13 protein-coding genes are annotated in these 14,848 nt (G+C 62.0%); 11 read left to right on the top strand and 2 right to left on the bottom strand.

The features are described 5' to 3' along the window. Nucleotides 1-382 precede the first annotated feature (382 nt). The 4 genes from AB4Y87_RS14700 (at nt 383) to AB4Y87_RS14685 (ending at nt 2,887) form a co-directional block, all read left to right on the top strand. Nucleotides 383-1,303, top strand: coding sequence for a ferritin-like domain-containing protein (locus tag AB4Y87_RS14700; protein ID WP_442005066.1), 921 nt, complete (start codon nt 383-385; stop codon nt 1,301-1,303). A 140-nt stretch (nt 1,304-1,443) separates the two neighbouring features. After that, nucleotides 1,444-1,905, top strand: coding sequence for a peptide-methionine (R)-S-oxide reductase MsrB (gene msrB / locus AB4Y87_RS14695; protein ID WP_442005065.1), 462 nt, complete (start codon nt 1,444-1,446; stop codon nt 1,903-1,905). Further along, entirely contained in the window at nt 1,902-2,426 is a 525-nt protein-coding gene (gene msrA / locus AB4Y87_RS14690; protein ID WP_442005064.1) for a peptide-methionine (S)-S-oxide reductase MsrA, read from the top strand. The genes msrB and msrA overlap by 4 nt, the downstream gene beginning before the upstream one ends. Beyond that, entirely contained in the window at nt 2,426-2,887 is a 462-nt protein-coding gene (locus AB4Y87_RS14685) for a DUF5709 domain-containing protein (RefSeq protein WP_442005063.1), read from the top strand. Before msrA ends, AB4Y87_RS14685 begins: the two co-directional genes overlap by 1 nt. A 42-nt stretch (nt 2,888-2,929) precedes the next feature. Here the strand turns inward: AB4Y87_RS14685 and AB4Y87_RS14680 are convergent, their stop codons facing one another. Then, nucleotides 2,930-3,970, bottom strand: a complete 1,041-nt coding sequence (locus tag AB4Y87_RS14680) for an AAA family ATPase (RefSeq protein WP_442005062.1) — start codon at nt 3,968-3,970, stop codon at nt 2,930-2,932. Nucleotides 3,971-4,480: 510 nt separating this feature from the next. Between AB4Y87_RS14680 and AB4Y87_RS14675 the strand changes: the two genes are divergently transcribed. From AB4Y87_RS14675 to AB4Y87_RS14645, 7 genes are all read left to right on the top strand, one after another. Continuing rightward, nucleotides 4,481-6,547 carry a hydantoinase/oxoprolinase family protein gene (locus AB4Y87_RS14675; RefSeq protein WP_442005061.1) on the top strand — a complete coding sequence of 689 codons (2,067 nt, stop codon included), beginning with the start codon at nt 4,481-4,483 and terminating at the stop codon, nt 6,545-6,547. Then, on the top strand, nt 6,540-8,240 hold the full coding sequence (locus AB4Y87_RS14670) for a hydantoinase B/oxoprolinase family protein (protein WP_442005060.1): 1,701 nt from the start codon (nt 6,540-6,542) through the stop codon (nt 8,238-8,240). Before AB4Y87_RS14675 ends, AB4Y87_RS14670 begins: the two co-directional genes overlap by 8 nt. Before the next feature lies 1 nt (nt 8,241). Continuing rightward, nucleotides 8,242-9,582, top strand: coding sequence for an MFS transporter (locus AB4Y87_RS14665; protein WP_442005059.1), 1,341 nt, complete (start codon nt 8,242-8,244; stop codon nt 9,580-9,582). 189 nt (nt 9,583-9,771) lie between these two features. Further along, the gene (locus AB4Y87_RS14660; protein WP_442005058.1) at nt 9,772-10,818 is read left to right on the top strand and encodes a Gfo/Idh/MocA family oxidoreductase; all 1,047 of its coding nucleotides are present in this window, start codon (nt 9,772-9,774) and stop codon (nt 10,816-10,818) included. 56 nt (nt 10,819-10,874) lie between these two features. After that, nucleotides 10,875-12,053, top strand: a complete 1,179-nt coding sequence (locus AB4Y87_RS14655) for an NAD(P)/FAD-dependent oxidoreductase (RefSeq protein WP_442005057.1) — start codon at nt 10,875-10,877, stop codon at nt 12,051-12,053. A 151-nt stretch (nt 12,054-12,204) separates the two neighbouring features. Continuing rightward, nucleotides 12,205-13,278: a LacI family DNA-binding transcriptional regulator gene (locus AB4Y87_RS14650; RefSeq protein WP_442005056.1), complete on the top strand. Its 1,074-nt coding sequence runs from the start codon at nt 12,205-12,207 to the stop codon at nt 13,276-13,278. A gap of 172 nt (nt 13,279-13,450) precedes the next feature. Next, nucleotides 13,451-13,747: a hypothetical protein gene (locus AB4Y87_RS14645; protein WP_442005055.1), complete on the top strand. Its 297-nt coding sequence runs from the start codon at nt 13,451-13,453 to the stop codon at nt 13,745-13,747. Nucleotides 13,748-13,855: 108 nt separating this feature from the next. On the opposite strand, the gene AB4Y87_RS14640 is transcribed toward AB4Y87_RS14645, so the two are convergent. Further along, on the bottom strand, nt 13,856-14,806 hold the full coding sequence (locus AB4Y87_RS14640) for a helix-turn-helix transcriptional regulator (RefSeq protein ID WP_442005054.1): 951 nt from the start codon (nt 14,804-14,806) through the stop codon (nt 13,856-13,858). Between the last annotated feature and the right edge of the window lie 42 nt (nt 14,807-14,848).

Here is a 14,848-nt window from a genome sequence, read left to right as displayed (position 1 = left end):
TGGCTCCTGCAGGTTCGTCGTCGCGTTGTGGCGCGTGGTTTGTCGGTGAAGTTGGTTTGATCTGCCCGTCCCACTAAATGGAACTATTTAGTCCAGACTAGGGTCTCAAGGCTTTGTTCGGCAAGTCGCATTTCCGCACTGCCGCCGCGTGTCATCACACCTACCCGGCCAAACATTCTCAGGGCAGTACGCAGTTCGCAGTCCACAGGTACAGGTGCGGGCGATCTCCCAGGATCCATCGGCCGACTTCACGCGCGCATCAATCTCTGGACTATTTCGTCCTGTTTAAGGTAGAACTGTTGGAGTGTTTCGACAGCCACCTCGAGCACGTCAGCGGTCGCCCTTGGGCATGACCGGATTCAAAGAAGGGTAAGGGAGTCAGATGTCTGAGAACCGTTTTATTAGCGACGCCATTAACGCCAGCGGAGAGACCGCACAGGACCGTGTCAAATTGGCCGCCATGGTTGCCGAAGCCGGGACCAACGCGGGGCCGGCTACTACAGTTGAGGATGGGCCCAGCGATGCCTCCATCCTGAACTTCGCCCTCAACCTTGAGTACCTTGAGGCCGAGTTCTACCTTCGTGGCGCAACCGGGCAGGGACTTCCCGAAGACATGGTGGGAGGGATCGGGACTCCCGGCCAGGTCTATGGTGGCCGGCAGGTCGATTTCCGCAGTCCCTTGATCAAGAACATTGCCCGCGAAATCGCCATGGACGAGCAGGCCCATGTCGCGTTCCTCCGCAGCGCACTCGGAGGCGCGGCCGTTGCACGGCCACGCATCTCCCTCGACCACAGCTTCACTGCTGCAGCCACCGCTGCCGGGTTGATCGAGCCCGGACAGATCTTCGACGCATACGCCAACGACCGCAACTTCCTCTTCGCCGCCTTCCTCTTCGAAGACGTGGGAGTCACCGCTTTCAAAGGGGCAGCACCGTTCATCTCGAACAAGACCTACCTGGACGCTGCAGCCGGCCTGCTGGCCACGGAGGCCTACCACGCCGGAATCGTCCGTGCCACCCTCTTCAGCGAAGGACTCGCGGACGACTCCGTGTTCGAGGTCGTGCACAAGATCTCCGCGCTCCGCAACACGGTAAGCGGCCCCGGAGACGATGACCAGGACCTCGGCAACCGGGACGTGGCCAACCTCGTTCCAACCGACGCATACGGCCGGACCTTTGGCCGGAGCGCAGCGCAAATCCTCAACATCGTCTACCTCGGCGCCCAATCAGGCACCTCCGGCGGCTTCTACCCCGACGGACTCAATGGAGACATCGTCCACGGCACCGGGCCGAGCGAGGACTGAGTGCAGCCCGCGCCAGTCAGCGGTCCCGAGAGAAAGCTGACTGCGTTCACGCGTGCGAAGTAGACGATCACTCCGATCGATCATGCCGACTTGGGCTTTTGCCCACGGTCTGGAACCACCCCACAGGAAAGAAGGATCCAATGTCCACCCCCGACTACAGCAGAGATCGTGACAAAGTTGCGAAACTCACTCCCGAGCAGTACGACGTCACCCAGAAAGCGGCGACGGAGCCGGCGTTCCGGAACGAGTACTGGGACAACCACGACGCCGGCCTGTATGTCGACATCATCTCCGGAGAGCCGCTCTTCACGTCTCTCCACAAATTCGACAGCCGCACAGGTTGGCCCAGCTTCACGGCGCCTATTGACCGAAGCAATATCGTCCTGAATGAGGACCACACCTACGGCATGGTCCGGACCGAGGTGCGTTCCAAGCATGGTGACAGCCACCTCGGTCACCTCTTCAATGACGGCCCAGCCGCCGACGGCGGTTGGCGTTACTGCATCAACTCGGCCGCGTTGCGCTTCATACCCTTGGAGCAGCTCGAGGCAGCTGGATATGGGCAGTTTCGCAGGCTTTTCGCCACGGAGGAAGAATCATGAGCCGCGACCGCTCGATACTCGCGAGCGGCTGCTTCTGGGGCGCCCAGGAGCTGCTCCGAAAGAAGCCGGGTGTGATCTCCACCCGAACCGGATACTCCGGTGGCGACACACCAAACGCCACCTACCGCAACCACGGTAACCACGCCGAAAGCGTTGAGATTGTCTTCAATCCCGACATCCTCTCCTTCCGGGATCTGCTCGAGTTCTTCTTCCAGATCCACGACCCTTCGACCCCGGACCGGCAGGGGAATGATATGGGCCGCAGCTATCGGTCCGCCATCTTTTACACCAGTGAAGAGCAGAGGCAGATCGCGCTGGACACCATCACAGATATCGACGCGTCAGGACTTTGGCCCGGCGAAGTCGTCACGGAGGTCGAACCGGCCGGAGCTTTCTGGGAAGCAGAGGAAGTACACCAGGACTACCTCCAGAAGTACCCAGACGGCTACACCTGCCACTACCCCCGCCCAGGATGGAAGCTTCCGCAGCGCGAGAGCCAGACCGCGTTCGGAGGAACCTGATGGACCACCTCGACGGCAACGGCTTCGAGGACCAGGCCGAGAACTTCGGCCTGCTTCCGCCCGATGAGAGCCTCGACGCCGATGAACTCGGAGACGAGATCAACGAAACCGGGTACTCGCCGTTGGATTGGCGCCCGGCTGACCTCTCCTGGGGCTTCACATTGAGCGAGGCGAGGTCCCGGGAACCGCTATCCGCCCGGCTTGCCCGAGAGATCCCCGAAGAGACAGAAGAAGTGCTCGGAGACGGTATCGGCGACACCACCGACACAGACGGCGAGGTTATCGACGATCAGGTCGGTTCTGTGCGAGCTGGCCGGCTGACATGGGCCGGCTCCCCAGAGAGTTTCGATCCGGCAACGGATTACTGGGCGGAAGACCACGGTTTAGACGGTGCCGGTGCATCGGCGGAGGAAGCAGCAGTCCACATCGTCCTGGAAGAAGACGATATGCGCTGGTCGTAAACAACCTGGTTGTAGGCGACGAAGCTGCAAAACGAGGTCCGGTCAGACCAACCAGCGCCACCAGCGTGACTGTTCCCGTCCCGGCGTCGGTTCCGGCTCCGGCTCCGGCACCTCACCCAAGGCCAGTGCGGCCTCGACGATGTCGTCCGCAGTGAGCGTCATGACGGCCTCACGATCAAGCGCGTCGAGACTTTGTTCCTCGTCGAGCGAGAGCCGCAGCGCCTGGCGGTTGAGCGCCTGCTCGAACAGCGTGCGGGCGAACCGTGCGTTGCCGGAGTCCTCGCCCGCGTGGAGCCCGATAAGGATGCGGCGCAGCATCTGGTYCGCTCCCGGCTCCAGCGTGTATTCGTGTTGGGCCAGCATCTGGTGGAAGATCGTCTGGAGTTCGTCGACGGAGTAGTCGGGGAACGTGATCTCGCGAGCGAACCGGGAGCGCAGTCCAGGGTTGGAGAGCAAGAAGGATTCCATCAGCCGCGGGTACCCGGCCACAATCACCACCAGGCGGTGGCGGTGGTCCTCCATCCGCTTGAGCAAAACCTCGATCGCTTCGGGACCGAAGTCCGTCCTCCCGTCCTCCGGGGCCAGTGCGTAGGCCTCGTCGATGAAGAGGACGCCGTCCAGCGCCCGCCGGATCACCCGGTCCGTCTTGATGGCGGTCGCACCCACGTACTGCCCCACCAGGCCCGAACGGTCGACCTCGACCAAGTGTCCTTTCTGCAGCAGACCGACCGCGCGGTACATCTCGGCCAGGAGTCGCGCCACGGTCGTCTTGCCTGTGCCCGGGTTTCCGAGGAACACCAGATGCTGGGATGTGGCCACCTCCGGAAGTCCGTGCGCCTTGCGGCGGGCCTGAACCTGGAGCAATGCGACCAGGCCCCGCACCTGTTCCTTCACGGTTTCCAGTCCCACCAGCGCGTCGAGTTCGGCCTGCACCTCGGACAGCGGCCGGGCCGGCCCGGGCCTGGCGCCGATGAGATCGCCCACCAGGTCATCGACGCGTTCCGAACCGGGCAGCTTGAGCTGATTGGCCAAGTGGCCGATGGTTTCGCGCAGGTCATCGAGCGGATTGCGGCTGGCAGCCATACATCAACTGTAATACTCGATTTCCACGGGGGTGAGGTTGGCCCAAGCGGTGCCAACTAAGTCATCCCTCTCGGACCGCCACCAACCGCTCAGATGGCAGTGCTCTCCCGTCCTTAGTCTTACTGGCGACTTCGGCTTGTGTTTCTTCATCACTCTCGCCGCTCTCTCCTCGTGAAGCGAACTTTTAGGGAACGTTCCCAAGATTCATTGAGATTAGGCGCCCTGCACCGTCGACGTCAAGGGATTCCGGATGAGTTCCCAGGTTCCGGGCAGTCTCCCCTCGCGGACCTCAGGAGACGGGGCTGCTTCTCACCGGTACGGAATCGCTCAAAAGTGACATCAAAAAAGGGTATTGACGTGGCCTGCATCACGTCCCTAGAATTTTGTTGAGCAGATTTGGGAACGTTCCCCAAAGTCGCAACTACCGCATCCGTCCCCCACTAGTGGATCTTGGCCGGCGTCGCCGACTGACCCCTTCGGGCAAAAGCGAAATCAGATGACAGGAAGATCATGACTCTCAGAATCGGCGTAGACACCGGTGGTACCTTCACCGACCTTTGTGCGTTCGACGAGGCGAACGGACAAGTACACGTCCGTAAGGTCTCATCGACACCCGACGATCCCGGACGCGCAATTGTGCTCGGCATCCAGGAACTGCTCGAACAAATGGGCGGGCGCTCGATCGAGGAGGTTACCTACCTCGCGCACGGCACCACAGTGGGCACGAACGCACTGCTGACTGGGCGCGGCGTGCGCACAGGGCTTATCACCACCAAGGGCTTCCGGGACCTGCTGGAACTCGGACGCGGTCGGCGCCCGCACCTCTACGATCTGCAGGCCGACAAGCCGGAGCCTTTCGTTCCACGTGACCTTCGTCTGGAAGTGACCGAGCGCGTACGCCACGACGGACGCATCGAAACGCCTCTGGACCTCGATGAAGTCCGGGCTGCCGTGCGGGAACTGAAGGAACAGCAGGTTGAATCCATTGCAGTCTGCCTCCTCTACAGCTACCTACGGCCAGAGCACGAGCAGCAGATAGCTGCTGTCATCGCTGAGGAATTCCCTGAGGCGTATGTGTCCCTGTCCAGTGACGTTCTCCCCGAGTTCCGTGAATACGAACGCCTTTCCACCGTCGTCACGAACGCCTATATCGGCCCTGTGGTGGCAAACTATCTCGGTCGCCTGCGTCAGCGCCTTGCCGAGAACGGGCTGAAGTGCATCCCGCACGTGACCCAGTCCAACGGTGGAATTATCCCCTTCGCAACGGCCGAGAAGATGCCGGTCCGTCTGGTTCTCTCCGGACCGAGCACCGGTGTTGTGGGCGCCGCTGCAATTACCAGCGCGGCAGGTAGCCCGGACATCATCACGTTCGATATGGGTGGCACGTCCTCTGACGTCTCCCTTGTGCAGAATGGCGAACCCAAGGTCACTTCCGGCATGGAGCTGGACGGCCGTCCGATCCGGTCCCCCATGCTGGACATCCACACCGTTGGTGCTGGCGGCGGTTCAATTGCCTGGATCGATAGTGGTAACCACCTCAAGGTCGGCCCGGCGAGCGCCGGTGCCTTCCCCGGCCCGGCCTGTTACGGAAACGGACAGGATGCCACCGTGACGGACGCCAACGTGGTTCTCCAAGTCCTCAATCCGGAGTATCTCCTGGACGGCCAGCTGAAGATCGACGCACAGGCGTCCCACAGGGCGGTCAAGGCTATTGCAGATCCCCTTGGCATGAGCGTTCCGGAGGCGGCGCAGGGCATTATCCGGGTAGTCACGGCGAACATGGCACGGGCCATACGTGTCATCTCGGTGCAGCGAGGTTACGATCCCCGTGATTACGCCCTTGTCCCGTTCGGTGGCGCCGGGCCTCTGCATGCTTCCCGGCTGGCCATTGAGCTGGGTGTGGACCGCGTCGTGGTGCCGGAAACGCCGGGCGCCCAGTCCGCGCTCGGGCTGCTCATGACGGATATTCGCAGCGATTTCATGCGCACCCAGATCACGCATGTATCCCCTGATAATGCGGAAGACATCGCTAAGATCTTCGCTGAACTCTCCGACCATGCCTCGGACTGGTTTGATGAGGAAGGGATTGAAACAGAACGCCGGAGCGTCGTCCGTCGGCTGGAAATGCGGTACGCGGGGCAGAACTATGAACTTCCTGTCGAGCTCCCCGAAGGCGACATCGATGCCGCAGCGATCGCCGGCATTATCGAAGGCTTCCAGCGCGCGCACGACCGCATGTACGGCTACAGTGCCCACGATGAGGCCGTGCAGGCGGTGACCTTCCGGCTTCAGGCCATCGCAGACGTCCCCCGTGCCGAGATCGTACGCGCTGCCGCCACCGGACGGAAGGCGCAGGACGCTGTCGTCGCCCGTCGTGACGTCTACCTTGCCGAAGAAGGCGATTACGTCTCATGCCCGGTCTACGACCGGCGCTTGCTCGACGTCGGCCACCGCATCGTGGGACCTGCCGTCATCGAACAGATGGACACCACCACCCTCTTGCTTCCCTCCGATGTCTGCGTCGTCGACGACGTGCGCAACCTCGTCATTGAAATCCGAAGGAGCCCCAATGAATAACAAAACCACGCAACAGCTCGACAGCATTCTTGCAGAAGTCATCGGCTCCGCGCTTGCGACCGTCGTCGAGGAAATGGGCGAAACGCTTGTCCGCGCCGCCTACTCCACCAACATTAAGGAACGCCGGGATTGCACGGCTTCCCTCTTCGACGCCAAAGGGCAGGGCATTGCCCAGGACGAAGGCGGATCGCCCCTGCACCTCGGTTCACTGATGGGCATCGTGGACGGCATCCTGAGCCGCTATCCGTTGGACGAGATCAAAGACGGTGACACCTTCATCGGCAATGATCCATTCAGCGGCGGCGGATCGCACCTGCCTGACATCGTTCTGGCCACGCCGGTTTTCGTCGATGGTATCTTGACCGCCTGGGCGGCAAACCTCGCCCACCACGCCGACTTCGGCGACCGCGGTCATGCGCACATTTTCCAGGAAGGCCTGCGCATCCCGCCGGTCCGTCTTATCCGTCAAGGCGTGCTGCAGGAGGAGATGCTCAACCTGATTCTCCTGAATTGCCAGGTCCCGCACGAGCGGCAGGCAGACCTGCGGGCACAACAGGCCGCAAATCGCCTTGCATGCCAGCGCTACAAGGACCTCTGCGATCGCTACGGCCGGGAAGTCATGGTTCAGGCAGGCGAAGATCTGCTCGACTATACCGAACGCCGCACCCGGGCAGCCATTTCGGCCATGCCGGACGGAGAGTACTCCTTCCGGGACAAGTTCGACTGCCCGGAACTGGATGACGAGCTGGAACTCCAAGTGCGTATCGTGATCGACGGCGAGAACATTTCGTTCGACTTCGACGGAAATCCCCCGCAGGTCCGAGCAAGCGTCAACGTCGTCTGGACTGCGCTGTACGCCTCGGTCTACTACTCGCTCAAGAGTCTGATCGACGCCGACATCGTCCCCAACGCGGGCCTGTACCGGCCCGTGAAAATCGAGGCGCCGCTCGGATCCATCATCAACTGCCAGGAACCAGCAGCGGTCAACGGCCGCAGCGAAACATGCCAGAGGATCGTTGACCTCATCCACGGCGCGTTGGCCACGGCCGTCCCCAAGCGGGTAACCGCAGCAAGCAATGGCGCCAACACCGGTGTTCACTTCTCCGGACGGAACTCCCGCACGGGGCGAGAGTTCGTCTATCTGGAGACCATCGGCGGCGGATGCGGGGCCCGCGCTAGCAAGGACGGCATGGACGGTGTCCAAGTCCACATGACCAACACCTCCAACCTGCCGGTCGAAAGCCTCGAGGCCGAGTACCCACTTGTCATTGATGCCTACGAACTGATTCAAGACTCCGGCGGCGGCGGGGAACACCGCGGCGGCCTCGGCATCCGCCGTGCAGTTCGTGTTGAAGACCCCGACATTCATTTCTGGCTCGATACAAGCCGTCAAAAATCCCGTCCGTGGGGACTCGACGGCGGACTGGCCGGTGAGGGCGCGCGGGCGGTCCTCAGCGAGGGGGCACAGCCCATCAACCACGGATACACGGTCCTGCAGACCGGCGATCGCGTAGCGATCGAAACAGCCGGAGCCGGAGGCTACGGCCCACCGGAACTCAGGAATGTGGATGAGGTCGCCCGAGACCTCGCAGAGGGAAAGATTTCAGAGGCATTCGCCCGGGAGGTCTACCCAGAGCAGTTCAGTCAAATCACCAGCGGACACTCGGAGTCCGCCCTCACCCCTAGGAAATAACATGGCAAATACAGCCAGCGTCACGGCCCCCGTGGCTGCAGCCACCCGGCGTCGTGTTTTCATCTCGACCATGCTCGGCAACGTCGTCGAGTACTACGACTTCACGTTGTATGGGACCCTGGCAGCAATCATCTCAACCCAGTTCTTCCCCTCCGGCGATTCGACCGCCGCCCTCCTGGCCGTGTACATCGGCGTCGTCCTCTCGTATGCCATCCGACCCATCGGGGGGCTGATCCTCGGCCCGCTCGGTGACATCAAGGGTCGAAAATTCGTTCTTATCTTGACCATCGCCCTGATGAGCATCGGTACGGCCGGTATCGGTTTCCTGCCGACCTACGCAGCCATCGGTGTTGCGGCGTCGGTACTGCTGATGCTGTCCCGTCTTTTGCAGGGCATTGGTGCAAGCGTGGAATACACAACTGCTGCCAACTTCCTCTTTGAGCATGAGAAAGGCCGTCGGCCCAACTTCGTCGCGGGCGTGCTGAACTCGACGGCCTCGGTGGGATCGTTCCTCGCCGCAGGCATCGCCTACATCTTGAGCGTTGCGATGCCCGGCCACGCGTTCGCGGACTGGGGTTGGCGCATCCCGTTCCTGCTTTCCATTCCGATCGCGTTCATTGGTGTCTACATGCGTAACCATGTAAGTGAAACACCTGAGTTCCAGAAGGTTCTCAAGGAAGCCGCGACCGAGAAGGTCAAGCAAACCCCTCTGCGTACTGCTCTGCGTTACCACTGGGCAGACATGCTGAAGGTCATCGGTCTTGGTGCGGGCCAGCGCATCGGCTCGTACACAATCCAGGCGTACTTCGTAACAGCACTGATCACCGCGGGGTTCCCGGCATCCCAGGCATTGCTCGCCTCGATGCTGACCTACGCCGTGGGTCCCATTACCAGCATTTGGGGCGGCTCCCTCGCCGACAGGTTTGGTGCCCGTCCGGTACTGCTGACGGGTTACGGGCTCTTTGTTGTCCTTACCGTGCCGGCCTTCTTCGCGATCGGCGAGAAGTCGATCCTCCTGGCAACAGTCAGCGTCATCGGTTTCACGTTGATCAACAACCTGGTTGCTGCCCCGCTCAGCGTGGCCTACGTCCTGAGCTTCCCGCCGGAAGTACGGTCCACAGCATCTGCACTGAACTTCAACGTCGGAACATCATTGATCGGCGCCACGGCCGGCCTCGTCGCTGTATGGCTGTTCTCCATCACAGGTTCCAACGTGTCCTTTGGCTGGTACATGACCATCGCGTGCGTCATTTCAATGCTCGTGACTGTCTTCGCCCTTCCCAAGGCACTCCAGCACAGCAAGACGGCGATCAATCCGTCGGCCGCCCCAGCCGTGAGTTAGCAGTATGCAAGCCTGCTGGGTTCGGTCCCACTCACTCCGAAGGGGACCGAACCCAGCCTCAAGAATCCCGGAGCCCGGGTGGGCCGCATCCATGATTGGAAAAGCAGTGACCAGACCAAACGTCCGCAAGGCGGCTGCGACAGCAGTGGCAGCCATGCTTGCCCAGCCCAACCGTTCGGCGGTGCTCTGATGGTTGCAACACCGATTCGGACCGCCATTATTGGATTCGGAGTGTCGGGCAAAGTCTTCCATGCGCCCCTGGTTGCCGCGGACCCGGACTTTTCCCTGGACGCCATCGTAACGGCCAATGCAGAGCGTGCCGGTGAGGCCGCCCGCCTCTACCCGGCGGCAAGAGTTTTTGCCAGCGCGGATGAAATATTTGCTTCCGCGGATGACTTCGACCTGGTGGCCGTGTGCTCACCGCCTTCCACACATATGGACCTCGCGTCCGCAGCGATCGCCCAAGGTCTGCACGTGGTGGTGGACAAACCATTCGTGCCCACCTCGCAGGAAGGGGAGCACCTTCTCGATCTGGCATCCGGTGCAGGGGTGCAGTTGTCGGTCTTCCAGAATCGTCGATGGGATGCTGACTTCCTCACTCTTAAAAGGCTCATTCGCGGTGGAGATCTGGGTCAGGTCCATAGCTTCGAATCCCGTTTCGAGTGGTGGCGGCCAGAGGGCTTCGGCAACTGGCGCGATGCAGCGACTCCGGCCGAAGGCGGTGGCCTCCTTCATGATCTCGGCGCCCACCTGATCGATCAGGCCATCCAGATGTTTGGCCCGGTCCTGGACACCTACGGTGAAACGGCTAACCACGGGCCCAATCCTGAAGGGGGCGAAAGCGAAGCATTCGTGTCCCTCCTGCACGAGTCGGGAGTTCGTTCCAGGCTCTGGATGAACGGCATGGCCGCCCGGACGGGACCTCGTTTCCACGTCCTCGGTTCCTCCGCCGGCTACACCAAATGGGGTTTGGACAGCCAGGAGACGGACCTCGCTGCCGGGGTTCTGCCCACGGATCCTTCCTTCGGCGTCGAAAACCAAGAAGCGTGGGGCATTCTCGGCACGGGCAGCATGGAAACAGCAATCCCCGCGGAGCGGGGAGCGTATCCGCGCTTTTACACGCAACTTGTCGAATCCATCCGAGGTACCGGCCCGCTTCCTGTGGATCCGCGCGAATCCATTGAAGTGCTTCGGATCATCGAAAACATCCACTCCTCCGTCAGGGGTCTCTCGTAGAGACTCCAAGCCGGGCAGCCAGCAGACAACAAGAAGAACGAAGAAAGTAAAGAATCATGTCCTCCACGTCTCCCAAGAAGCACGTCATTGTCATCGGCGGCGGCATCTTTGGCGCTTCCACGGCCCTGCATCTCGCCCGCGGCGGTGCCCAGGTGACACTTGTGACCGCCGGGTCCCTCGCAAACGGAGCGTCCGGCCGTTCGATTGCATGGCTAAACTCCTCCGGTGCCCGCTCGGCCGAATACCACTACCTGCGGTTGTTGGCCATTGACCGCTACCGCACTTGGACTGCGCACCACCCGGAAAGCCGCCACTACATCCAGTTCAACGGCGCCATGAAATGGGCCGCTCCGGGAAAAACCTTCCGGGATACCTATGCATTTGAACGCCATCATGGGTACGAGTCGGTTTGGGTCGAGCAGGCGGACGTAGCAGCAGTCGCGCCGGACGTGAATGCCGAGGCCGTGGCCGAAGAAGGTGCCATCTTCAACCCCGGTGAGGGCTGGGTGAATATGCCGGACTTCATTCCAGTGCTGGTTGCAGAGGCCGTGGCCACGGGAGCTGATGTGATCAGCGAGGCCGGCGACGTGCGGGTCGACGTGCAGGATGGGATCGCGGTCGGTGTGATCCTCGGCAGCGGGACGCGGTTGTTTGCTGACGAAGTTGTGCTCGCTACCGGCGGTGACGTTCCGGCCCAGCTCGCCGCCCTTGGCGTCACGGTTCCGGACAGGACCACGGCCGCATTTGTGCTTCTCACCGATCCGGTCGATGTAGAAGTCAAGACAGTGCTTAACACCCCGCGTGTTGCGGTGCGCCCCACGCCCGATGGCCGTCTTGTGCTCGACTCGGACTGGGCAGAGCAGACGGTATTGGTCGAGGACGATGGTTCGTTCACTGTGCCGCGGGAGTCGGTGCAGGGCCTGCTGGAGGAGGCTTCAAAGGTACTCGCAGGCAACCCACGCCTGACAGCCCACCACGTCGCCGCGGGGCTCAAGCCGATCCCAGGTGACGGGTTGCCGGTGGTTGGATCCATTCCAGGGATTCCGGGCTTGTACACAGTCTTCAGTCACTCCGGCGCTACTCTCGGTTTGATCCTCGGGGAGTTGCTGGCAGAGGAGATCCTTACAGGCACTCCCTCCCCCGTACTTGAATCCTTCCGACCGGACCGCTTCGGTTCCAACGATCCTGCGCACGAAGCCCTGGGCACGGGAGCGTGGGAACCGGTAAGGCAGTAGAAGACCAAGCAGGACGTACAAGGGTCAGAGAGGCGGTGGACGCAAGGTGTCCGCCGCCTCTGGGCTTAGGGCCGGTGCGGCGTGACAGGGGCTGGCTACAGTGGGTATAAAGTCTGGTAACGATCCCAAGGGACCAAGGAGGAACGCGACTATGGCCCAGCCCGTCTCGGAATCAGTAACGATCATCGACGTCGCGCAACTGGCCGGGGTGTCAAAATCAACCGCGGCACGGGCGCTGGCTGGATACGGCTCCGTCAGCAGTAAGGCGCGGCAAGCTGTCGAAGCTGCCGCGGACACCCTGGGGTACCAGGCCAACGCCCTGGCCAGAAGCATGATCACCGGAAAAACCACAACGGTGGGTGTCGTCATTCCGGACATCAGCAATCCTTTTTTTGCCAACGCCGTCAGGGGCATCTCGACCGCCGCCCGTGAAGCGGGATATGACGTGCTCCTTAGCAGCACCGAAGGGGAACTGGGCTTGGAGCGTCGGGCAGTATCGGTGCTTGCGGGAAAAAGGGCCGACGGCGTCATTGTCGCCCCGGTTTCAAATGAGGACACAGCCCATCTGGAGGAGTTGGAGGCTAAAGGAATTGCTGTCACCCTCCTCGACCGTCCTGCGCCGAAGGTCACATCCGCATCCTACGTGGCAGTGGATCACGTTGGAGCCTCTGCATTGGCCGTCCAACACTTGCTTGACCTGGGGCATCGGAACATCGGCATTGTCACGGAAGCGACAGCGCTGCTACCTGACCAGATCCACCCTGAGGTCGCTGCATCTCTGCGCCCCGCAACTGCCCGCCTACTGGGCTACGCCATGGCGCTGCGGGGCGCAGGAATTCGTTATGATCCGGCGTTAGTGGCTTCAAGTTCCTATTCGCGACACTCCGCTGGAGACGCAGTCCGCTATCTTCTCAAGTCCAAACCCAGCATCACAGCCCTCTACTGCACCGATGCCGAGATGAGTGCCGGCGCCTTTGCCGCGCTCCAGGACATGGGTATCGACTGCCCAGGTCACCTGTCCTTGGTCGGCTTCGATGATCAGGACTGGGCCACCCTGGTACGTCCTCGACTCACTGTCGTGGAACAGCCCAGCTATCAGCTGGGAAGGACGGCTTTCAAGGAGCTGACCGCTTCGATGCTCACACCATACGAGAGACGGCGCAACCGTATCCTGGGCGGCCGTCTGGTGGTTCGCGAATCCACGGCCAGGAGCCGCTCCGCCTGATACTGAAAATCACACTGCGACTCCCAATCCAGAGCGATGGCAGGTGCTGCTGCCATCGGAGAATCCGCCCCCATGGCAGCAACAAAGCATCTAACGCGAAGTCCTTGACTTCCCGAGTAATGGGGTCTAGTGCTTGGCATGTTGAATGCATTCCCACATCCAAGGAGCGGACATGGAAGCCAACGGCTATGGAGTTGTGCACTTCTTCCCAGGAGGCACACAGGACCAATACGAGGCATCAATTGCTGCCGTCCACCCGGGGGAAGGGCTCTTGCCCGAGGGGCAGACCTTCCACGCAGCGGGCGCCTCGGAGGGAGGTTGGACCATCATGGCCGTCCACGAGTCGAAGGAGAGCTGGGAGAAATTCCGTGATGGCATCCTCCTTCCCCGGATGCAGCAGGGAATCGATGGCGGGTTTGCAGCGCAGCCCGAGGAGACCGTGATCGATCTGTACAAGATCATGCCCTAGCGGCTCGAACCTCGACTTGTGTCAGCTCCGAAACCCGCGGAGCTCCAAGAGCCGGTAGGCCCTGAGTTCATCGAGCATGCGCAGAGCCTACTGGACGTCTTGGACCGCCTAATCGGTCGCGTTGGCGAGCCTGGCTGCCAGCGTCCTGACGTGCTCGACAAGCTCTCGGGGTTCGTGCACCTGGAAGTCGAACCCTTTGGTTGTCACGTAGATGGCCAACTCGTCCAGCGAGTTGGAACCGGCCCGCAGGGTGCAGCTGTGCTCGTCGATCGGCTCCAGCGCCCCGGTGGTGGGGGCAATCCGCTCCGCCGCGGTCTCGGCGCTGACATGCAGGGTGAACCGAGCCTGGTAGCGGTAAGCCGACGTGGAGATCGCCCGCGAGGTATAGCCGCTGATATCCGGGTGAGGCGGGGTGCGCGGAGTGAACCGGGGCCCGGTGGGCGTGCGCGGATCGAGGCGGTCCACGCGGTAAGTGCGCCAGTCCTGGCGGTCGACGTCCCAGCCAATGAGGTACCAGCGCCGGCCCGCGTGCACCACCCGGTGCGGCTCGGTCGTGCGGATGCTGCTGGTTCCGTCGTGGGTGCGGTAGTCGAAGCGAAGGCGCAGCGAGTCACGGCAGGCGGCCGCGATGGCCGTGAGCGTGCTCGGGTCGACGGTGGGGCCGGAGTTGGCCATCGGCACGACCATCGACTGCAGGGCGTTGATCCGGTGGCGCAGCCGGGACGGAAGTACCTGTTCGAGCTTGGCCAGTGCCCGCACTGAGGTCTCCTCGATGCCTGTAATCGACCCGCCGGCGGCCGTGCGCAGGCCCATCGCGACCGCGACGGCTTCGTCGTCGTCGAGCAGCAGCGGTGGCAGGTCCGCGCCTGCGCCCAGCCGGTAACCGGCGGTGCCAGCGGTGGCCATCACGGGGTAGCCGAGGCCGCGGAGCCGGCCGATATCGCGGCGCACGGTGCGTGGAGTGATCTCCAGCCGCTCGGCCAATTCGGTGCCGGACCAGTCGCGTCGGGTTTGCAGGAGAGAGAGTAGTCGCAGCAGCCGTACCGAGGTTTCCCACATGATTTGAAGTCTGCCATAGTCCTAGGACTGAATCTGACCTAA

Origin of the sequence: Paenarthrobacter sp. RAF54_2 (assembly GCF_052113945.1) — a bacterium.
Taxonomy (GTDB): domain Bacteria; phylum Actinomycetota; class Actinomycetes; order Actinomycetales; family Micrococcaceae; genus Arthrobacter.
The sequence above is the reverse complement of the archived record's forward strand: the minus strand, read 5'-3'. Positions and strand labels throughout refer to the sequence as shown.

Coding starts and splice junctions, on each gene's coding strand:
- AB4Y87_RS14640 (WP_442005054.1), bottom strand. CDS start 14,806: ATGTGGGAAACCTCGGTACGGCTGCTGCGACTACTCTCTCTCCTGCAA.
- AB4Y87_RS14700 (WP_442005066.1), top strand. CDS start 383: ATGTCTGAGAACCGTTTTATTAGCGACGCCATTAACGCCAGCGGAGAG.
- AB4Y87_RS14655 (WP_442005057.1), top strand. CDS start 10,875: ATGTCCTCCACGTCTCCCAAGAAGCACGTCATTGTCATCGGCGGCGGC.
- msrA (WP_442005064.1), top strand. CDS start 1,902: ATGAGCCGCGACCGCTCGATACTCGCGAGCGGCTGCTTCTGGGGCGCC.
- AB4Y87_RS14650 (WP_442005056.1), top strand. CDS start 12,205: ATGGCCCAGCCCGTCTCGGAATCAGTAACGATCATCGACGTCGCGCAA.
- AB4Y87_RS14675 (WP_442005061.1), top strand. CDS start 4,481: ATGACTCTCAGAATCGGCGTAGACACCGGTGGTACCTTCACCGACCTT.
- AB4Y87_RS14660 (WP_442005058.1), top strand. CDS start 9,772: ATGGTTGCAACACCGATTCGGACCGCCATTATTGGATTCGGAGTGTCG.
- msrB (WP_442005065.1), top strand. CDS start 1,444: ATGTCCACCCCCGACTACAGCAGAGATCGTGACAAAGTTGCGAAACTC.
- AB4Y87_RS14670 (WP_442005060.1), top strand. CDS start 6,540: ATGAATAACAAAACCACGCAACAGCTCGACAGCATTCTTGCAGAAGTC.
- AB4Y87_RS14665 (WP_442005059.1), top strand. CDS start 8,242: ATGGCAAATACAGCCAGCGTCACGGCCCCCGTGGCTGCAGCCACCCGG.
- AB4Y87_RS14685 (WP_442005063.1), top strand. CDS start 2,426: ATGGACCACCTCGACGGCAACGGCTTCGAGGACCAGGCCGAGAACTTC.
- AB4Y87_RS14645 (WP_442005055.1), top strand. CDS start 13,451: ATGGAAGCCAACGGCTATGGAGTTGTGCACTTCTTCCCAGGAGGCACA.